General features: G+C 65.4%; 19 protein-coding genes and 2 riboswitches. Of the genes, 5 read left to right on the forward strand and 14 right to left on the reverse strand.

All coding sequences use genetic code 11. The features are described 5' to 3' along the window. Window positions 1–48: 48 nt before the first annotated feature. A riboswitch (cobalamin riboswitch) is annotated at window positions 49–249 on the reverse strand. Window positions 250–277: 28 nt separating this feature from the next. The 5 genes from ACQKPS_RS01405 to lpxO all read right to left on the reverse strand — a co-directional run bounded on the left by ACQKPS_RS01405 (window position 278) and on the right by lpxO (window position 6,129). Next, window positions 278–1,444: a DUF1624 domain-containing protein gene (locus ACQKPS_RS01405; protein ID WP_283723126.1), complete on the reverse strand. Its 1,167-nt coding sequence runs from the start codon at window positions 1,442–1,444 to the stop codon at window positions 278–280. Window positions 1,445–1,639: 195 nt separating this feature from the next. Then, window positions 1,640–3,757 carry a TonB-dependent receptor gene (locus ACQKPS_RS01410; RefSeq protein WP_427602258.1) on the reverse strand — a complete coding sequence of 706 codons (2,118 nt, stop codon included), beginning with the start codon at window positions 3,755–3,757 and terminating at the stop codon, window positions 1,640–1,642. Window positions 3,758–3,864: 107 nt separating this feature from the next. Further along, window positions 3,865–4,070, reverse strand: a riboswitch (cobalamin riboswitch). 34 nt (window positions 4,071–4,104) lie between these two features. Beyond that, entirely contained in the window at window positions 4,105–4,674 is a 570-nt protein-coding gene (locus ACQKPS_RS01415) for a GNAT family N-acetyltransferase (protein WP_254480435.1), read from the reverse strand. A gap of 78 nt (window positions 4,675–4,752) precedes the next feature. Continuing rightward, window positions 4,753–5,097 carry a carboxymuconolactone decarboxylase family protein gene (locus tag ACQKPS_RS01420; protein ID WP_176508947.1) on the reverse strand — a complete coding sequence of 115 codons (345 nt, stop codon included), beginning with the start codon at window positions 5,095–5,097 and terminating at the stop codon, window positions 4,753–4,755. A gap of 132 nt (window positions 5,098–5,229) precedes the next feature. Continuing rightward, entirely contained in the window at window positions 5,230–6,129 is a 900-nt protein-coding gene (gene lpxO / locus ACQKPS_RS01425) for a lipid A hydroxylase LpxO (protein ID WP_085674219.1), read from the reverse strand. Window positions 6,130–6,286: 157 nt separating this feature from the next. On the opposite strand from lpxO, the gene thpR reads away from it, so the two are divergent. Next, the gene (thpR, locus tag ACQKPS_RS01430; RefSeq protein WP_427602261.1) at window positions 6,287–6,832 is read left to right on the forward strand and encodes an RNA 2',3'-cyclic phosphodiesterase; all 546 of its coding nucleotides are present in this window, start codon (window positions 6,287–6,289) and stop codon (window positions 6,830–6,832) included. Between the two features lie 94 nt (window positions 6,833–6,926). Here thpR and ACQKPS_RS01435 read toward each other — a convergent pair whose 3' ends face one another. Continuing rightward, entirely contained in the window at window positions 6,927–7,832 is a 906-nt protein-coding gene (locus tag ACQKPS_RS01435; protein ID WP_427602263.1) for an AraC family transcriptional regulator N-terminal domain-containing protein, read from the reverse strand. Between the two features lie 180 nt (window positions 7,833–8,012). On the opposite strand from ACQKPS_RS01435, the gene calA reads away from it, so the two are divergent. After that, window positions 8,013–9,065: a vanillin reductase gene (calA, locus tag ACQKPS_RS01440; protein WP_283723133.1), complete on the forward strand. Its 1,053-nt coding sequence runs from the start codon at window positions 8,013–8,015 to the stop codon at window positions 9,063–9,065. 212 nt (window positions 9,066–9,277) lie between these two features. Then, window positions 9,278–10,477 (forward strand): sugar transporter, encoded by a 1,200-nt coding sequence (locus ACQKPS_RS01445; protein WP_427602266.1) that lies wholly within the window; start codon window positions 9,278–9,280, stop codon window positions 10,475–10,477. 63 nt (window positions 10,478–10,540) lie between these two features. Here the strand turns inward: ACQKPS_RS01445 and ACQKPS_RS01450 are convergent, their stop codons facing one another. From ACQKPS_RS01450 to ACQKPS_RS01460, 3 genes are read right to left on the reverse strand one after another with little or no spacing between them, the layout of a single operon-like run. Beyond that, entirely contained in the window at window positions 10,541–11,125 is a 585-nt protein-coding gene (locus tag ACQKPS_RS01450) for a LysE family translocator (protein WP_427602268.1), read from the reverse strand. 49 nt (window positions 11,126–11,174) lie between these two features. After that, on the reverse strand, window positions 11,175–12,005 hold the full coding sequence (locus tag ACQKPS_RS01455; RefSeq protein WP_427602270.1) for an AraC family ligand binding domain-containing protein: 831 nt from the start codon (window positions 12,003–12,005) through the stop codon (window positions 11,175–11,177). Between the two features lie 59 nt (window positions 12,006–12,064). Then, window positions 12,065–12,964, reverse strand: coding sequence for a LysR family transcriptional regulator (locus ACQKPS_RS01460; RefSeq protein ID WP_254480415.1), 900 nt, complete (start codon window positions 12,962–12,964; stop codon window positions 12,065–12,067). 104 nt (window positions 12,965–13,068) lie between these two features. On the opposite strand from ACQKPS_RS01460, the gene nfsB reads away from it, so the two are divergent. Then, entirely contained in the window at window positions 13,069–13,722 is a 654-nt protein-coding gene (nfsB, locus tag ACQKPS_RS01465) for an oxygen-insensitive NAD(P)H nitroreductase (RefSeq protein ID WP_427602272.1), read from the forward strand. A gap of 115 nt (window positions 13,723–13,837) precedes the next feature. On the opposite strand, the gene ACQKPS_RS01470 is transcribed toward nfsB, so the two are convergent. Genes ACQKPS_RS01470 through ACQKPS_RS01480 form a run of 3 tightly spaced genes read right to left on the reverse strand, consistent with a single transcriptional unit; the run spans window position 13,838 to window position 16,476 of the window. Next, window positions 13,838–14,419, reverse strand: a complete 582-nt coding sequence (locus tag ACQKPS_RS01470; RefSeq protein ID WP_254480413.1) for a TetR/AcrR family transcriptional regulator — start codon at window positions 14,417–14,419, stop codon at window positions 13,838–13,840. A gap of 12 nt (window positions 14,420–14,431) precedes the next feature. Next, window positions 14,432–15,280, reverse strand: a complete 849-nt coding sequence (locus tag ACQKPS_RS01475; RefSeq protein WP_254480412.1) for a 3-hydroxybutyryl-CoA dehydrogenase — start codon at window positions 15,278–15,280, stop codon at window positions 14,432–14,434. A gap of 11 nt (window positions 15,281–15,291) precedes the next feature. Next, entirely contained in the window at window positions 15,292–16,476 is a 1,185-nt protein-coding gene (locus tag ACQKPS_RS01480; RefSeq protein ID WP_427602274.1) for an acetyl-CoA C-acyltransferase family protein, read from the reverse strand. A 168-nt stretch (window positions 16,477–16,644) separates the two neighbouring features. Here ACQKPS_RS01480 and ACQKPS_RS01485 point away from each other — a divergent pair, with 168 nt between their 5' ends. Further along, complete coding sequence (locus tag ACQKPS_RS01485; RefSeq protein ID WP_427602276.1) at window positions 16,645–17,655, forward strand: AraC family transcriptional regulator ligand-binding domain-containing protein; 1,011 nt, start codon at window positions 16,645–16,647, stop codon at window positions 17,653–17,655. A gap of 11 nt (window positions 17,656–17,666) precedes the next feature. On the opposite strand, the gene ACQKPS_RS01490 is transcribed toward ACQKPS_RS01485, so the two are convergent. Continuing rightward, window positions 17,667–18,602, reverse strand: a complete 936-nt coding sequence (locus ACQKPS_RS01490) for a cyclase family protein (protein WP_254480409.1) — start codon at window positions 18,600–18,602, stop codon at window positions 17,667–17,669. Window positions 18,603–18,700: 98 nt separating this feature from the next. Further along, the gene (locus ACQKPS_RS01495) at window positions 18,701–19,243 is read right to left on the reverse strand and encodes a WYL domain-containing protein (protein WP_283723144.1); all 543 of its coding nucleotides are present in this window, start codon (window positions 19,241–19,243) and stop codon (window positions 18,701–18,703) included. Window positions 19,244–19,296: the final 53 nt, after the last annotated feature.

Raw genomic sequence — 19,296 nt, forward strand, 5'->3', positions numbered from 1 at the left:
CCTGCATGTGCAGGGGCAACACGGATGGCCATCCCGGACACCCCGCCGGTTGGTGAATGTGTGCCGGCAGGTCTCCTGACTGGTGCGTCCTCGCCCGGCTCCGGCCTTCCCGGATCAGGATCCAGTGGCATCGATGGAGCAGGCTCGGCACCTACAGTTGCGGGGGCAGTTCCGATTGGCGCGCTTGGTCGGGCGGGCCCGGGATTCCCTATTGATTCCGTGGTGGAAACCGGCGGGCGGCATGGTAGACCATCCTGCCGCCGGGTGAAACGCCAAATCAGAAGTACTTCAGCCAGCGGAGGTCGCGCCGCCGCGCCTTGAGCCGGGCGAACCCGCGCACCGGCAGGTACAGCGCCGCCGCCAGCAGCAGCGCGGCCAGCCACACCGCGCCGATGCCGTCGAAGCCGAAGTAGTCGCCCTGGTTGAGGCCGAACAGCGCCACGCAGGCCAGGTACAGCAGCTTGAGCACATACAGGTGCAGCAGGTAGAAGAACATCGGCGCTGCGCCGAACACCGCCAGGGCGCTGATCCAGCGGGCCGGCCCGGCACGCTCGAAGGCGCGCAGCAACAGCAGGCCGCAACCCAGGGTCAGGGCCAGGAACAGCAGCGAAGGTGGGTATTTGGTGATGTTGAAGAAGCTCATCAGCGTCTGGGTCACGGTCGGGTAGCCGCTCCACGGCGCCTCGCCGTAGCCGTTGTAGAGGCGCAGCACCATGAAGCCGAGCAGGGCGACGACACCGGCCACCAGCAGGCGGTGCTGGCGCTCGCCAGCGTCGCTGCCACGGGCGAACCACGGACCGAGGCCGTAGCCCAGCGCGATCACGCCGATCCACGGCAACACCGGGTAGGAGGTGCGCAGGCGCAGGTTGTCCGAGACCTCCAGCCAGCCGCGGTCATGCAGGATCGCCCACGGCACATGCATGGCCGATTGCGCGTCGAAGTGCAGGCCATCGAGCAGGTTGTGGCCGGCGATGATCAGCGCGCCCAGGGCGAGCAGGGCAGGGCGCGGCAGCCACACCAGCAGCGACAGGGCGATCATGCTCACGCCGATGGCCCAGATCACTTGCATGTAGACCACGCTCGGCGGCAGCTGGAAGGTCCAGGCGAAGTTGACCAGGGTGAACTCCAGCACCACCAGGAACAGCCCCCGCTTGAACAGGAACGCCGAGACATCGCGGCGGCCCTGGTACTTCTCGCCATACAGCCAGGCCGACAGGCCGGTGAGCAGGACGAACACCGGGGCGCACAGGTGGGCCAGGGTACGGCTGGCGAACAGCGAAGGGTCGGTGGCATCGATGGCCATCGGGTCGCTGACCTGGCGGTGCAGGAAGAAGGTTTCGCGCACGTGGTCGAGGAGCATGAACAGGATCACCAGGCCGCGCAGGGCATCGATGCTCTGCAGGCGCTGGGTGAGCAGGGTGGGGGTGGCTGAGGCGCTGGTCATGGAAGGTGGTCGCAAGCAGGAATGAATGTCAAATGAAACGTTATCTTATAACTATTTAATTTGCTTATGAAAGGGGTTTTTGTATTGCCTGTACCGACCTCTTCGCGGGCAAGCCCGCTCCCACAGGGATTGCGCAGGTCCCAGGCCTGGCACATAACCTGTGGGAGCGGGCTTGCCCGCGAAGAGGTCATCAGCTCAGAAGGTGTGATCCACGGTGGCGAAATACGAGCGCGGCGCCCCCATCACCCACTGCTCGCCACTGAACACCGACGCCACGTATTCCCGGTCGAACAAGTTATTCACCTGCAACCCCAAACGCACATCCGGCAGTACCTGCCAGCCGATGTTGGCATCGACCACGGTAAACCCCGGCGCACGCTGGCCATTGGCCGAATCGGCATAGCGCTCATCCACGTACCGCGCACCAATCCCGGCTTCCACCTGCTGGCCGAAGCCTTTGGTCAACCACAGGTTGGCCGTGCGCCGCGGCACGTTGGCCGGGCGGTTGCCGGCACGGTCCTGGGCCACGCCGTCGACCACTTCGTCGAAATCATCGTACTGCGCCCGCACCAGCGACGCATTGGCCGACACCTGCCACTGCTGCCCGAGCGCCAGTTCCAGCGATGCCTCAAGGCCATCGGACGTCTGTTGCCCGGCCTGCTGCGCCTCGTGGGTGATTGGGTCGTCCAGCAGCAGCTTTTTCTTGACGATATGGAACGCGGCTAGCGTCCACTCGCCACGGCCTTCCCAGAAGCGTTGCTTGAGTCCCAACTCGGTCTGCTTCGCCTCGGTCAGGTCGTAGTGCATCTGTGTCGGGCTGAGGCTGACCAGGTTATCCACCCCGTCCTCGCTGGTGGAGTACTGACCATACAGCGACAGGTCGTCGGTGACGGCGAACACCAGCCCGGCCCGCCAGTTGCCGCCTTGCAGGCTGCGGTCGCTGCGGCTGCCATCGATCAGGTTGTCGCGGTCGATGTGGTTCTGGTCGCGGCGCACGCCGGTCACCAGCGACAGGCGCTCGGTGAGCTGCAGACGGTTCTCGGCGAACAGGGCAAAGGTGTGGGTGGTGGACAGTGTTTGCGGGCGTGTTGGCGAGTCGCTGTGGAACCAGCCCGGGGTCGGCTGCCACGGGTCGATGTAGTCGCTGCCGACGTCGTTGTACGGCCGATTGCTGTCGACGTTGAAGCGCACCTTGTTGTATTCGACACCGACCAGCGTCTTGCTGGCCAGGCCGAACAGGCTGTGGTCGAAGGTGAACGTCTGGCGGTCGCCGATCTGCTCCTGGTTGTGCTTGATCTCCAGGTAGCTTTGGCGCTCCAGTTGCTCGCGGTCGGCGTCCCAGCTGTAGTTCTCGGCATTGCGCCAGTGGCGACGGCTCTTGATGTAGTAGAGCTGGTTGCTGGCGCTGAGCTGGTCATTGACCGCCCAGTCGGTGGAGAAGCGGGTCCACTCGTCGTGGTAGCGCTGCACGTCGTTGTGGATGTTGTAGTTCTTCTTGCGCAGGCTGCTGCGGTAATGCCCGTCGATCAGCGGCGTGCCGTAGTAGTTGGCCGGCTGGGCGTCGCCGCGCTCGTGGGCGAGGGTGAAACTCAGGTCGTCGCTGGCGTCGAAGCGCAGTGCGGCGCTAAGCGCGAGGCTGCGTGAGCCGGTGCGGTCGACCCAGCCGTTGCCGGCCTGCTGGTTCAGGGTCAGGCGGTAGCTCAGGCGTTCACTCAGGCTGCCGCCGCTGTCCAGGCCAAGCTGCTGGCGGTCCCATGAGCCGTAGCCCAGGCGCAGGCGGTTGTGGATGTCGCCGGTGAACGGCTTTTTCGGGATCACATTGATCACCGCGCCCGTCGCGCCTTCGCCATACAGCACCGAAGCCGGGCCACGGATCACGTCGATCTGCTCGACCATCCACGGGTCGACCGGGAAGGTCTGAGTGCCGGCCCCGGTGTACAGGCGCGCGCCGTCGAACAGGGTCATCACCGAGCCATGGCCGGTGAATCCGCGTGCCGACAGGCCTGTACCGCCATCGCCCGGGTTGCCGATGAAGGTAATGCCGGGTGAGCGGGTCACGGCGTCCTGCACGGTCTGGTTGTTGCGTTGCTCGATTTGCCCGGCGCTGATGCTGCTGGTGCTGGCCGGGGTTTCCAGGGCGCTGAGGTTCAACCGGGAACCGGCCACGGTCGGCGTGGCCAGGTCGACGCGTTGGAGGTCCGGGGTATCGGTGATGGCCGTCGAGGGCAGGTTCAGCACGGGCTCTTCGGCCAGGGCTGGCAAGGTAACGGCCAGGCAGGCCGCCAAGGGGTGAAGCTTGATGAGTCGGGACATGTCGTTCCACTGCTGCAGGAATGAATGGATCCCGGTGGAAAACACGCAACGGCGCACCCCGTACGCAGGCGCACGCGGATACCGGCCTGCGCCCGCCCACCGCGGGTTGCCAAGTGAAGCTCCAGGCCGGTCTCCGGGCTTGCGAGGGGCGTGAGGCCTTCACCTTCCCATGCTGGCGCACAGTGGTGTGTCGAAGGCATCGCTCGCTTACCGTTGCGGGGGCAGCGCCGGACTTGTCGTGAACCACGACGCACCGGCTTCCCGTTTCACCCTGCGCACGGCGGCGCAGGACACCTGAAACTGGCGCGCATCTGACCATCGAATGGCCAGCGCGTCAAATACGCGTGTCAGCGCCCGCGGCGGCGCGACACCCGCGCCTCGATGTTCTTGCGCCCGATCAGCAAGGCTGGCTTCTCCACCACCGGCTCATCGGCCAGCCACTTGTACATCACCAGGCAGTCGACCAACCCCAGGCGGGCGTGGCGATAGGCCTTGGGCAGGCGACCCACGGTCTCGAAGCCGAGCCGGGTCCACAGCGCCACCGCCACCTCGTTGCTCGCCACCACCGAATTGAACTGCAACGCCAGGAACCCCTCCTGGCGTGCCAGCTTCTGCGAGTGCTCGCACATCAGCCGAGCCACGCCACGGCCACGGGCGGCCTCGCAGACCATGTAGCCGCAGTTGCCGACATGGGCGCCGGGGCCTGCGGCGTTGGCCTTGAGGTAGTAGGAACCGAGCAGCGCGCCGTCTTCTTCGGCCACCAACGTGTGCAGTGGCTGTTGCAGCCACAGCTGGCGCGCCTGATCGATGTTCAGCGCGGGGTCGAAGGCGTAGGTTTCGCGGGCCTGGACGATGGCCTGGAAGGTCGGCCAGAAACGCTCGAAGTCGTCGGGCGTCATGGGGCGGATGTGGATCATGGCGGTTCCTGCAATGGCTAGGCCGCCAAGTCTGGGTGGCGCGGCGCCGTCGCGCAAGGGCGGCGACGCCGTCTGGCTTCAGCCGTTGGCCTTGCCCAGCGCATCCAGGGCGCGGGCCGAGTAGACCAGCGCGGCCCCGGCGTTCATCGCCACGGCCACACCCAGGGCCTCGGCGATTTCCTCACGGGTGGCGCCGTGCTTGACGGCTTGTTGCGAGTGCACGGCGATGCAGCCGTCACAGCGGGTCGTGACAGCTACGGCCAGGGAGATCAGTTCGCGGGTCTTGGCGTCCAGGTGGTTGGTCTTGGCGCCAGCGCCGCTGGCGGTCATGTAGCCGGCCACGGTGTCGGGGGACAATTGCTTGAGATCGCCGATGCCGGCCATCAACTGCTTACGGTAGGCGTCCCAGTCCATCATGCTCATCGTCTTCACCTTGGTAAGGTTGCGAGTGGAGCTTTCATGCTAGTCGAAACGCGGCAAGCGACACTTGTACGTGAGTGCTGGCCAGCCTTGAAGCGGCCAGACAAGGCCGCTTCAGCAATGACCGACGTGCGGTCAGATATAGACGAACACCAGCACCAGGGCCGCGACCACCAGCCACTTCTCCAGGTAGTAGCGCATGCGGTTGCGCTTCTTCAGCGCCTTGCCACGCTCGCGGATCTTGTAGATGCGGGTGAACAGGCGGTTGATGCCACCGGTCTTGTCGCCGGCATCGTTGGGGGCGGCGGCGGCGGCCATGACGTTGCGGCTGAACCAGCGGTTGAACGCGGTGGCCCAGCGGTACTTCAACGGGCGCTCGATGTCGCAGAACAGGATGATGCGGTTGTGCTCGGTGGTATTGGCGGCGTAGTGGATGTACGTTTCGTCGAAGACCACCCCCTCGCCATCGCGCCAGGAGTACTTCTCGCCGTCCACATCGATGTAGCAACCGTCATCGTTCGGCGTGTCCAGGCCGAGGTGGAAGCGGTACGAGCCGGCATACGGGTCACGGTGACGGACCAGCTTGGCACCCGGTGGCAGGGTGGCGAACATCGCTGCCTTGACCGTGCCGATGCCTTGCAGCAGTTCGGTGGTGCGCGGGCACAGGGTCATGGCCGATGGGTGGCTTTCGCCGTACCACTTCAGGTAGAAGCGCTTCCAGCCGGTCTTGAAGAACGAATTGAAACCCACGTCGTCATAATTATCGGACTTCTTGATCTCGCCCACGTGCAGCAGCTGCTGGGCCTCGGCGCGGATCTCCTGCCAGTGGTCCTTGAGCGGCTGCAGCTCGGGGAACGCCTCGACCGGCAGGTAGGGCTTGGCCGGATGCTTGGAGAACAGGTACAGGAAGCTGTTCACTGGGGCCAGGAAGCTGGAATGGTCGCCCAGCTGACGGGTCAGCTTGTGGCGTACCCGACCGCGCAGGTGAACATAGGCGATCGAGAGAACGAAGATCAGTACGAGTGCAATTTTCATGGACGGTTACTTGTCGAGAAATGGCCATGCGCCATGGCATAAGCTCGCCAGCATAAACAATCATGGGGGTAGTTTGTACTTATTGTTACGTTGATGCGGGTCGACATTGGTGTAAGGCGCCTACCGTGCGCAAAAACGTTTCACGTGAGGAGTGCACATGGTCCAGGACATTCGCCCGAGTGGCACCCCCTTCAAACGGCTGTTTTTCGCCTTGCCCGTCAGCGACGCCCAACGCCGTGCGATCAGCCAGTGGCGGCGCGGCCTGAACCTGCGCAGCGGCAAGCCGGTGCCCAGCGAAAACTTCCACCTGACCTTGCTGTTTCTCGGCGATGTGGAGGTGGCCCAGGTGCCGGCCATCTGCGCGGCAGTGGACAACCTGGCCCGGCCGGGTGCGCCCTTGCGCTTGCTGCTGAACCAGCTGAACACTTGGCAGCGCGCCAACGTGCTGGTGCTGGAGCCGCAGGAAACACCCATCGCCTTGCGCCAGTTGGTCTATGCCCTGCAGCAGGCTTTGCTGCCGATGGGCTTCGAAGAGCAGGCCCGTGATTACCGCCCGCACATGACCCTGTCCCGGGATTTTCGCGGCCAGGTCCCGGAAGCGGCCGTGGCGCCTGAGTTCTTTCTCACTGCCAGGCATTTCACCCTGTATGAGTCGCGCAAAGGGCGATACTGGCCGCTGGCGCAGTGGCCTTTGGCGGATTAACGCCGGTCGGGCAATCGGGTTGCGGGCCTGGGGTGTTCGCCTTTGGTTTTTGTCGCCTGTGCCAAGCCTCGCGCAGCAGAAACCGTAATACCCGTCAGACCGGCAGGCTCTGGTAAGGCAGTTCATCCCCAGGGCTGCGGGCAAACTGGCGCTTGTACTCGCGGCTGAACTGCGAGGTGCTCTGGTATCCCACCCGGTGCGCCGTCTGTGCCACCCCGAGCCCTTCACCGATCAGCATCTGCTGCGCCTTGAGCAGGCGCAGGCGCTTGAGGTACTGCATCGGCGCCATGTCTGTGCAGCGTTTGAAGTGCTCATGGAAGGTCGACACGCTCATGTTGGCGCAGGCCGCCAGTGCCTCGACACTCAGCGGCTCGGTGTAATGTTCGCGCAGGTGCATGAGCGCCGCGCCGATCCGGGCAAAGTGCCCCTGCTGCTCCACCAGCGCGCGCAGCACCCCGGCCTGGGGGCCGCGTAGCGCGGTGTACAACACCTCGCGGACTCGCGCCGGGCCCAGCACCTTGGCGTCCACAGGGTCTTGCAGGCACTGCAGCAGGCGCTCCACCGACTCACGCATCGGTGCATCGAGTGCTGCCGAAGTCATCGACTGTGGCGTTTGCGCCTGCACTGCCGGGTCGGGTGCCAGTGCCATGCTCTGCACCAGTTCACCCAGCACAGCGCGGTCGATGTCCACCGCCACGCCCAGCAGCGGCTCGTCGGCGGTGGCAAAGGTTTCGCACATGAACGGCACCGACAGCGCCTGCACCAGGTAATGGCCGGCACCGTATTCCAGGGTGCGCGGGCCAAGGCGCGCCAGCTTGCTGCCCTGGGCCAGGATCATCAGGCTCGGCTCGTAGATCTGCGGGCTGCTGGCCACATAGTGGTCCCAGCTCAGCACTTGCACTTGGGGCAGGTGCGTGGGCACGAACCCCGGGCGGGTGGCCAGGCTGCGGATCAGCGAGCACAGCGGGGCATTGGCGTCGACGTGGCGGGTCAGTTGCATGATGAACCAGGGCAGAGAATCAGACAGTTGCATCATCGCAGATTGGCAGGTCAGCGCCAGATGGTTGCTGGCAGGTTCGGAGAATCAGGCATGGATACCGGAGGATCAGCCGTGTGCGGGCAGGGCGAGGGCGAGCAGAATGTGCAACCTGAATCGTTTCACTTCCCTGTGAGGTCCCTCATGTACACCGCCATCGGTTACGCCGCCCAAACCCCGACCAGCCCCTTGGCCCCCATGACCTTCGAGCGCCGCGCCCCGCGCCCGGACGATGTCGCCATCGAGATCCTCTACTGTGGCGTTTGCCATTCCGACATCCACCAGGCGCGCAACGAATGGGGCATTGCCGTGTACCCGCTGATGCCCGGCCACGAGATCATTGGCCGGGTCACCGCCGTGGGTGGCCAGGTCACCTCGCACAAGGTCGGCGACCTGGTCGGCGTCGGTTGCATGGTCGACTCCTGCCGCCACTGCGAGGCCTGCGCCAAGAACCTGGAGCAATACTGCCTCGAAGGCCCGACCATGACCTACGCCACCCCGGACCGGGTCGACGGCAGTAATACCATGGGTGGCTACTCCAGCAGCATCGTGGTCAGCGAGCACTTCGTGGTGCGCATCCCGGCCGGCATGGACCTGCCCAGCGCGGCGCCGATCCTCTGCGCAGGCATCACCACCTATTCGCCGCTCAAGCACCATGGCGTCGGTCCCGGCCACAAGGTCGGCATTCTCGGCATGGGTGGCCTGGGCCACATGGGCATCAAGCTGGCCAAGGCCCTGGGCGCCGAAGTGACGCTGTTCACCCGCTCCCAGGCCAAGGCCGAGGAAGCCCGCCGCCAGGGTGCCGACCATGTGATCGTGTCCACCGATGCCGAACAGATGCGCGCGGCGGCGGGCCGTTTCGACTTCCTGCTCGACACCATTCCCGTGCAGCACGACCTCAATCCGTACCTGGAGACGCTGAAGTTCGATGGCGTGCACATCCTGGTCGGCCTGATCGAACCGATCGCCCCGGCCGTACATGCCGCCAACCTGGTGATGAAGCGCAGGGTGCTGGCCGGTTCGCTGATTGGCGGTATCGCCGAAACCCAGGAAGTGCTGGATTTCTGTGCCGCCCACGACATTCGTTGCGATATCGAGATGCTCGACATTCGCAACATCAACCAAGCCTATGAGCGCATGATCGCCGGTGATGTGAAGTATCGCTTCGTCATCGACATGGCAACCCTGCAGGGCTGATGCTGGCCTGTACCGGCCACCTGCGCCGGTACAGCGAGGGCCTTGCGCCTCGGCCGCCAGGGGGGGGGCCGGCTGCCAAGGTTGTGAGGCCCCGGCGTGACGCGTACCATGCGGGCATTCCTTCCAATAACAAACCCGTGCCTCAGCGCGGCCGATACTTGGCCCCTGACGCGCGTCCTTTCGCCTTGCCTGCGGAGAACAGATTCCAGCCCATGAACGGACCCATCCCCACCAACCTGCCCCCGACTGCGGGTGGCGGCAGCTGGCTGAGCGTGATTGCCCTGGCCCTGGCGGCCTTCATCTTCAATACTACCGAGTTCGTCCCGGTAGCGCTGCTCAGCGACATCGGCCGCAGCTTCGACATGACCACCGCGCAGGTCGGCCTGATGCTGACCATCTATGCCTGGGTGGTGGCGCTGGCTTCGCTGCCGATGATGCTGCTTACCCGCAACATCGAGCGCCGGCGCCTGCTGTTGTTGGTGTTCCTGGTGTTCATCATCAGCCACCTGCTGTCGTGGTTGTCGCAAAGCTTTGCCATGCTGCTGGTCAGCCGCATCGGTATCGCCCTGGCCCACGCCGTGTTCTGGGCCATCACTGCGTCGCTGGCCGTGCGCGTGGCGCCGCCGGGCCAGCAGGCCAAGGCCCTGGGTTTGCTGGCGACGGGCACGACCCTGGCGATGGTGCTGGGCATCCCGTTGGGGCGCGTGGTCGGCGAGGCGCTGGGCTGGCGCATCACCTTTCTCAGCATTGCCGGCGTAGCGCTGGCGACCATGCTGTGCCTGATGAAGTCGCTGCCATTGCTGCCGAGCCAGAACTCCGGTTCGCTGCGCAGCCTGCCGATCCTGTTCAAGCGCCCGGCGCTGGTGATTACCTACCTGCTGGTGACGCTGGTGATTACCGCGCAGTTCACTGCCTATAGCTACATCGAGCCCTTTGCCTTGCACGTGGCGCAGATCGGTGGCGAGCGCACCACGCTGTTGCTGCTGTTGTTCGGTGGCGCTGGCGTGTTCGGTTCGCTGTTGTTCAGCCGCTACAGCGACCGTTACCCGCATGGCTTCCTGGTGGGTTCGATCGGGGTGCTGGCGGCCTGCCTGCTGTTGCTGCTGCCGCTGTCGGGCAATTTCTATGTGTTCGCCGCGTTGAGCATGTTCTGGGGCGTGGCGATTCTCAGCTTCAGCCTGGCGCTGCAATCCAAGACCTTGAAGCTGGCGTCCGATGCCACCGACGTGGCCATGGCGCTGTTCTCCGGCATCTACAACATCGGCATCGGTGGCGGAGCGTTGCTGGGCAGTATCGTCAGCAGCCAGATGGGCGTCGCCGATATCGGCATGGTTGGCGGCAGTGTGGCGGTGGTCGGGTTGCTGCTGGCGTTGGCCAGTACCCGGCGATTCCGCGAGGCTCTGAGCCACTGAAGAACCGCACCGGCCTCTTCGCGGGTTTACCCGCGAAGAGGCCGGTGCAGGCAATAGCAATTCTCAGCTCAGCACGGCCGCCCAGGCGGAAACAAGGAGCACCCCCGCCAAGCCGCGGTTGAACCACAGCAACCGCCCTGGCGCCTGCAACCAGCGCGCACTGCCTGCCCCCAACAGGGCCCACACCGCCATGCAGGGCACGGCAACCAGCAGAAACACCAGTGCCAACTGCCACACCGGCAGCGTCGGCGCCGCAAACACGCCAATCACGGCCACCGCCATCATCCACACCTTCGGGTTGACCACCTGCAACGATGCCGCGCTGGCTGCGCCGAACGGCTTGCCGCCTGCGCTATCCAGCGGCTCGCCAGCGCTGCGCAGCATGCGCCAGGCCAGCCAGCTCAGCCACAGCACTCCAGCCCAGCTCATCGCCTGCCGGGCTATTGGATGGCGCAGCAACGCTTCACCCAGCCCCAGGCCGACCAGCAATACGATGGCCGCCGCCGCACCGCAGGCCGCCAGGATCGGTGCCAGGCTTGCGCGCAGGCCTTGCCGGGCGCCGTGGGCGAGGATCAGCAGGTTGGTCGGCCCCGGGCTGATGCTCGAGACCAGCGCGAAAAGCATGAAAGGTAACAACGATTGCGACATCGGAACGGCTCCTGAGGATCAGGGCCCCATGGTCGCCATGGCCGCCTTGTCAGTCTGGAAGGTTTGAGCAGCGGCGTCGATAGTCGGCCGGGGTAAGCCGATAGGCACGACGGAACCAGCGCCCCAGATGGCTCTGGTCGGCAAAGCCAAGGGCCATGGCCACCTCGGCAGGTGTCTGGCCGTGGGCAAGCAGGCGCCGGGCGCGGGCCAGCCGCAGCTGCACCAGGTAGGCATGGGGCGCCAGGCCGAAAGCGGCCTTGAAGGCGCGGGTCAGGCGGAAACGGTCGACCCCGCAGGCCTGGGCAACCTGCTCCAGGCCGATGTCCTGGTCGAAATGGGCGTGCAGGAAATCACGCGCCCGCTGTGCGGTCAGTGGCAGGCGCGGGTCGGGGTTGAGGCGCTTGCGCCAGTGCAGGTGGCCGGTCAAGGCGGCCAGCAACGTGTCCATGGCCGTCTGGCGCACGATGCGCAACTCCTGGCCATGCACCGCCTGGAACGCCAGGGCGATGGCATGGGCCAGTCGCTGGTCGTGGCACAAGGTGTCGGCGAATCGCGGCAGGCTGTCGCCGGGGGCCTGTTCGAACAGCGCCCGCAGCTCGGTGTCCAGCCAGCCCGGTTCAAGGTACAGGGTCGAGTAGGTGAAGCCTTCGGCAGTCGGGGCGTGGCCGTCGTGAAGGTCGCCGGGTTCGAGCAGGAAGACTTGGCCGGCAGTGCTCTGGTGGCGAACCCGGCGGCAGTTGAACTGCTGCACACCCTGTTCGGTGAAGCCGACCAGAAAGCTGTCGTGCCAGTGCGGGTCGTAGGCGTGGCCGACAAAATGCGCGCGGACCGACTCGATGCCGGTGTCGGCGTCTTGCTTGAGGTCGATCCAGTTGCTCATGGCGCTGGGCTGCTGACGGGGGAGGGCAGTGACACCTTAACGCAGGTGCGCCCGGCGGTTTAGAACAATTGTGCAGGCTGCAGCGCGGCAAAGCGCTCGCGTAGCCACAGGTGCAGTTGCGTCACTGCCGGCGACAGCTGTTTGCGGTGCGGGCACACCAGCGTCACGGGCGTGGCTTCGCCCTGGTGGTCTGGCAGCAGGACTTCCAGCTCGCCGGCGGCGATGTTGGCGCTGACGTCCAGCCACGACTTGTAGACGATGCCTTCACCTTCCAGCGCCCAGCGCCGTACCACGTCGGCATCGTCGCTGACCAGCGGCCCGCGCACCTGCACGGTGCGGTTGCCCAGCTGCCATTTGTCGTACACGCGGTTGTGCTGCAGGTACAGCAGGCAGTCATGTTGTTGCAGTTCTTCGGCGGTGCGGGGGCGGCCGCGGCGGGCCAGGTAGGCGGGGGATGCCACCACCACGCGACGGTTCCAGGGCGCCAGCGGCAGGGCGATGTAGTTGGCGTCCTGGTTGAGGCCATAGCGGATGGCGATATCCACCGGGTCACGGCTGAAATCGGCCATCTGGTCGGAAAGGAAGAAGCGCAGGCTCAATGCCGGGTGCTCGCGGCGAAACGCACTGAGCCAGGGCAGCAACAGGTTGCGGCCGATGTCGGAAGGTGCGGATACCTGCAACACCCCGCGCAAGGTGCTGTGGCTGCCGTGCAGCTGTTCGTGGCCCTGGCGCAGGGTGTCGAGCACGCGCTGGGCGGTGGGCAGGTACAGCTCGCCCTCGGCAGTCAGGCGCAGGCTGCGGGTGGTGCGGGCGAACAGGCGCACGTCGAGGTCGCGCTCCAGGCGCTTGATCGCGGCGGCCACTTGCCCGGGCAGCAGGTCGGCCTCATGGGCGGCGGCGGTAAAGCTGCCAAGGGCGCTGCTGCGCACGAACAGTTCGAGGTCGGTGAAACGGAGCATTTTCACTCCACAAGGTAAAGTGTTGCTGCATTCTGCCGCTTTTTCTGGTTTGCAGGAAAGATAAGATGCGCGACAAATCCCTTTTCTTTCACTGGAGTTTCAGCATGGATACCGTCTCCCTGGCCAAGCGCCGTTACACCACCAAGGCCTACGATGCGGCCCGCAAGATTCCCCAGGCCACGGTCGATGCCTTGCTTGAACAGCTGCGTCACAGCCCGTCCTCGGTCAACTCGCAGCCTTGGCATTTCATCGTTGCCGACAGCGCCGAAGGCAAAGCCCGCCTGGCCAAGGCCGCCGACGGCCGGTTTGCCTACAACTCGCCGAAGATTCTCGATGCTTCGCACGTGATCGTGTTCTGCACCCGCACCGACATGACCGAGGCGCACCTGAATGCCGTGCTTGAGCAGGAGCAGGCCGATGGCCGCTTCCGTGACGAGCAGGCGCGGGCAGGGCAGAACCAGAGCCGTCGCGGCTATGTGGACCTGCATCGGTTTGACCAGAAGGACCTGCAGCACTGGATGGAGAAACAGACTTACCTGGCCCTCGGCACCGCACTTCTGGGCGCCGCCGCCCATGGCCTGGATGCCACGCCTATCGAAGGGTTTGACAGCAAGGTGCTGGATGTCGAACTGGGGCTGCGTGAGCAGGGTTACACCAGCGTGGTGATCTTGAGCCTGGGTTATCGCAGCGAGGCGGACTTCAATGCCGGGCTGAACAAATCGCGTCTGCCGGCTTCGACTGTATTCACCTTCCTGTAAGTGCGTTGTTGCCGGTGCTGGCGTCTTCGCGGGTGAACCTGCACGCACAAGGCCTCCACCGGCTTCAAGGTCGGTGATATCCCTGTGGGTTTACCCGCGCAAGGGCCAGAACCGGCTAACCCAAGGTCCGCTCGATCCCCCCAACCAGCAGGCTTTCCATCAGCCTCAATCCCTGTTCCTCAGGCAAGCCCTTGAGCATCCCCGGCAACTGGTTCAGCAGCGTCGCCACGACATGCGCCGTCGCCACCAACGCCTCGCCCTGTAATGTCGCCCGCGGTGCGATCAGGCGTAGCAACCCCGCCTCATAGCGCTTGCGCAGCAATCCCAGGCGCGCCTGCTGGGCTTCGCTCAGGCAGCACAGGTCCCGCTCCGCCAGGCGAAACTGCATCGGCCGCTCGGCATGCAGCTGCCAATGCGCGGCAATCAGGCAGGGCATTGCCGAGCCGCCTCGGGCCATGGCCCGGCGCCCTTGCTCCAGGGTCGCCTGCAGCTCCTCGTACAGCTCCTCGATGAGGTCGAACAGCAGGTCCTGCTTGCTGGGGAAATGGTGATACAGCGAGCCGGCGGTCAGGCCGACATGCGCCGCCAACTCGCGCATGCTGACCTGGCCAAAGCCCTTTTCGGCGAACAGCGCCATGGCCCGGTCGCGTCGCTCTTCGAAGTTGGCACAGCGCATGGCGGCATTGACCGGAGGCATGGCGTGCGCTCCTCAGTAGCTAAAGAAGCCGCGGCCGCTCTTGCGCCCCAGCCAGCCGGCCGCGACCATTTCCTTGAGCAGCGGGGCGGGGCGGTACTTGCTGTCGTTGAAGCCTTCATGGAAGGCCTCCATGATCGCCAGCAGGGTATCCAGGCCGATCAGGTCGGCCAGGGCCAGCGGGCCGATCGGCTGGTTGCAGCCCAGGCGCATGCCGGTGTCGATGTCCGCGGCACTGGCCAGGCCTTCCTGGCGCACGAAGATCGCTTCGTTGATCATCGGCACCAGGATACGGTTGACCACGAAGCCCGGGCGATTGCCGGCGGTGATCGGTGTCTTGCCGAGCTTCTCGGTGACCACCAGGGCCTGGGCGTAGGTGCTGTCGCTGGTCTGCAGGCCGCGGATGATCTCGACCAGGGCCATCATCGGCACCGGGTTGAAGAAGTGCACGCCGATGAAGCGCTCAGGGTGTTCGATGCTTGCAGCCAGCTGGGTCACCGACAGCGACGAGGTGTTTGTGGCGATCAGGCAGTCGGCGGCCACGTTGGCCGCCACCTGCTGCAGGATGCGCTGCTTGAGCTGCAGGTTTTCGGTGGCTGCCTCGATCACCAGCTGCGCGTGGCTCAGCTGGGCGTAGTCGGTGCTGGTGCGGATACGGGTTTTCGCGGCCTCGGCGCGCTCGGCGTCGAGCGTGCCCTTGCTGACCTGGCGCTCCAGGTTCTTGCTCAGGGTGGCCACGCCACGCTCCAGCGCGGCGTCGGAAACGTCCACCAGCAGCACCTGATAACCGGCCACCGCGCACACTTGGGCAATACCATTGCCCATGGTGCCGGCGCCGATCACGGCAATCTGTTCAATCGTCATGGTTCAGCCTCTCAGACGCGCTCGAAGACTACGGCGATGCCCTGGCCGCCGCCGATGCACATGGTGGCCAGGGCGTAGCGGCCCTGGATGCGCTGCAGTTCATGGATGGCCTTGGTGGCGATGATCGCCCCGGTGGCACCGACCGGGTGGCCGAGGGAGATGCCCGAACCGTTCGGGTTGACCTTCTCAGGGTCGAAGCCGAGCTCGCGGGTCACGGCGCAGGCCTGGGCGGCGAAGGCTTCGTTGGACTCGATCACGTCGAGGTCGGCAACGGTCAGGCCGGCCTTTTCCAGCACCTTGCGGGTCGCCGGGATCGGGCCAAGGCCCATCAGCTCCGGCTCGACGCCGGCGTGGGCATAGGCCACCAGGCGCGCCAGCGGCTTCAGGCCAAGGCGGCGCACGGCGTCACCGGTGGCCAGCACCAGGCCGGCAGCGCCATCGTTGATGCCGCTGGCGTTGCCGGCAGTGACGGTACCGTCCTTCTTGAACACGGTTTTCATGCCGGCCAGTTGCTCGGCGGTGACATCGGCGCGTACATGCTCGTCGACGGCGAACTGCACGGTGCCTTTACGGGTTTTCAGCTCCAGCGGCACGATCTGGCTGTCGAAGCGGCCTTCGGCCTGGGCGCGGGCCGCGCGGCGCTGGCTGGTCAGGGCCAGTTCGTCCTGCATTTCGCGGCTGATGCCCTGCCGGGCGGCGACGTTCTCTGCGGTGATGCCCATGTGGAAGTGTTCGAACGGGTCCTGCAGCACGCCGACGGTGTAGTCGATGCCCTGCAAGTCACCCATGCGCGCGCCCCAGCGCGCCTGGGGCAGCAGGTACGGGCCGCGGCTCATGGACTCGGCACCGGCGGCCAGGGCCACGTCGGTATCACCCAGCAGCAGGCACTGGGCGGCCGAGACGATGGCCTGCAGGCCCGAACCGCACAGGCGATTGACGTTGAACGCCGGGGTTTCCTTGGGGATGCCAGCGTTCATCGCTGCCACTCGCGAGAGGTAGGCATCGCGTGGTTCGGTGGGGATGACGTTGGCCATCACCACATGGCCGATCTGGTCGGCGGCCACCCCTGCACGCTCGATGGCGGCGCGGGTCACGGCGGTGGCCAGGTCGGCCAGTGGCAGGTCCTTGAGGGAACCACCGAAACCACCAATGGCGGTACGGACGGCACTGACGACGTAGATTTCTGCGCTGCTCATAGAGGCTCCGATTGCGAAGGCATGGCGGGAGCGGGCCAGGCTCTGCGAGAATGGCCGGCGATCCCGAGGTGGGTTCGAGTCTAGGCAAAGGCTCTGTTGCAGCCTATGCCGGATCTGTTCAGTCAACCTGGCATTTTTTGCCACTCAGCATAGACAGCGAATTCCGCCATGCGCGATAGCGATTCGGTCGCGGTGTACTTTCTCAATGCCATGTTGCACGCCCTGCGCGACCAGCCCGACGTACTGCAGGCGCGGCTGCGCGGTGTGGGCATCGACCCGGCCGTGCTCGGCCAGCCCCAGGCGCGGGTGCCGGCCAAGGCCTTCGCCGGTTTATGGCTGGAAATGATCGAGCTGCTGGACGACGAGTTCTTCCGCCTCGACAGCCATGGCATGCCGCTGGGCAGCTTTGCCCTGATCTGCCGTGGCTTGATTCAGGAACCCAACCTGGAGAAGGCCCTGCGTCAGTGCATGAGCAGTTTCGCCCTGTTCCTGCGTGACCTGCGCGGCAACCTCACGCTGCGCGGTGGGCGTGCGGTCATCAGCGTGCAGTCGACGATTGCCGACCCGCTGACCCGGGTATATGCCGAGGAAACTTACCTGGTGCTGGTGATCGGCCTGCTGTGCTGGCTGGCCGGGCGGCGCATCGCCATCGACCGCACTGAGCTGGCGATGGCGCGCCCGGCCCAGGACGACGACCCGCTGCTGTGGGGGCCGGACCTGCGCCTGGGCAGTGGGCGTACCGAAGTCGAATTCGACAGCGCCTGGTTGCGCTTGCCGGTGGTGCAGGACCTGGCGGGGCTGAAGACCTTCCTGCGTAGCGCCCCGCAGGGCCTGGTGATCCGCTTTCGCAATCAGAATGGCCTGGTTGCCGAGGTCTACCGCCATTTGCGTGCTCGCCGTTATGGGCAATGGCCGACCCTGGCGGCGATGGCCGAACAGCAGGGAGTCAGCGCCAGCACCTTCCGCCGCCAGCTGGAGCGCGAAGGCCGGTCGTACCAGCAGATCAAGGATGAAGTGCGCCGGGCGATGGCCTTCGAGCGGTTGCGCGAAGGCACGCTGAGCATCGCCGAGGTCGCCGAGCAGGCCGGCTTCCAGGAGCCCAGCGCGTTTCACCGGGCGTTCAAGAAGTGGACGGGGCAGAGCCCGGGCAGCTATCGGGCGAAGCTGGCGGGGCGGTAGCCTTCTCCCGATCAATAGATAGCCACCGGGTTGATGTTGACCTGGGTCGAGCCCTTGTACAGCGGCTGGCCCAGCACGAACAGGAACTCGAAGGCTTTATCCTTGACCAGCGCACGGGTGTCGATCAGCTCCAGGTTGTAGATCCCGCGTTTGGCCAGCATGAACTGATTGACCGGGAACTCTTCACCGGTCGGGTTCGGGTAAACCTCCGAAGCCCAGGTGTCACCGCCGAAGGCGACGATGCCCTGGTCCGCCAGCCACTCGGCGGCCGCCAGGTCGATGCCCGGCTCGGTGGCGAGGAACTGCTGGTTGTCCTTGCCGATCAGCTCCAGCCAGCCGGTGTTGAACAGCACTACATCGCCCTTGCGCAGGGTGATGCCTTCTTGCTTGAGCACCGCCTTGATGTCGTCGACGCTGAACGCGGTACCGCCGGGAACGGTGGCCTTGCCGTAGTGGGCGGTCATGTCCAGCACCACGCCGCGGGTGACCATCGGTGGCACCTTTTCCACGCCCAGCTTGGTCACGCCTTCAACGGTGACGAAGTCGGCTGCCTTGTTGCCGTTGTAGTAGACATTGTCGATGCCGATATGGCCAATGCCGTTGAGTTGGGTGCCGACGCCGGTCCAGCCGTTGACCAGCTCGTCGTTGAAGCTGAATTTGTTGCGGCCCAGGGTCTGGCCGGCCTGCTCACCGGGCTGGATGTTGTACAGGTGGAAGCTGCGGTGGCGGAAGGCCGGCAGGTCTTTGCTCACCGGTACGGCCAGCGGGTAGGTCTTGCCGGTCTTGACCAGGCCGACGGCCTGTTTCACAACCTCGGGCGTGAGCAGGTTGGCGGCGCCGATTTCGTCGTTCTTGCCGTAGGGCGAGGTCTGCCAATCGGCGGCCAGAGTGGCCTGGGCAGTGGTTGCCAGGGCAACAGCGAGCAGCAGGGGATTGAGGCGTTTCATTGAGTTCTCCTGAAGGTGAAGCGTTGTCAGGAGTGGATTCTGGGCAGGGCCGCCATCGGGAAAAAGCGGCCGGGGGGACAATGACTTTTGCCTGCTGGTCAATAACCGTCGTCGTTCAGGGCCAGGCTTTGGCGCAGCTGTTCGACCATCGATATGCGCAGTGTTTCCGGCGCCTTGACGCGGATCGAGCCGGCCTGGGAGAGCAGCCAGCTCATCAGCGCACGGCTGTCTTCGACCGTGGCCGCGAGCATCGCGCCGCCGTTGTCTTGGGGCGCCAGGCGCATGTCTTCGGACAGCGGCTGGTCTTCCAGGCGGCGGGCCAGGCCATCGTCGACCCAGGCCTGCAGCTCGATCTGCTGCGAAGGGGAGAGCGCATCGGGCTGCAACTGCTCGGCCTGGCCCAGGCTCAGGCCTGGCTGCCAGTACCAGCCGTAGGGCATGCCTTTGCTGTTGCAGTGCAATGGGAACAGAGTTGCCAACTCGTTGAGGTCGCGCTCGACCGTGCGCTTGCTGGTCTTGTGGCCGGCCCTGGCCAGTGCGCCCTGCAACTGCGTGGAACTCATCCCGGGATGGCGGTCGGGCAGGAGCTTCAGGAGCTGCCATTGTCGGGCGATGGTATGGCGGGTCGGGTGGCTGGGCACGGGGGCTTCATCCTTGAAGGCCAGGTACGAGCTGTACCTGGGTGATGGCATAT

This window comes from Pseudomonas sp. NPDC086566 (assembly GCF_050280885.1).
GTDB classification, from domain to species: Bacteria; Pseudomonadota; Gammaproteobacteria; order Pseudomonadales; family Pseudomonadaceae; genus Aquipseudomonas; species Aquipseudomonas vlassakiae.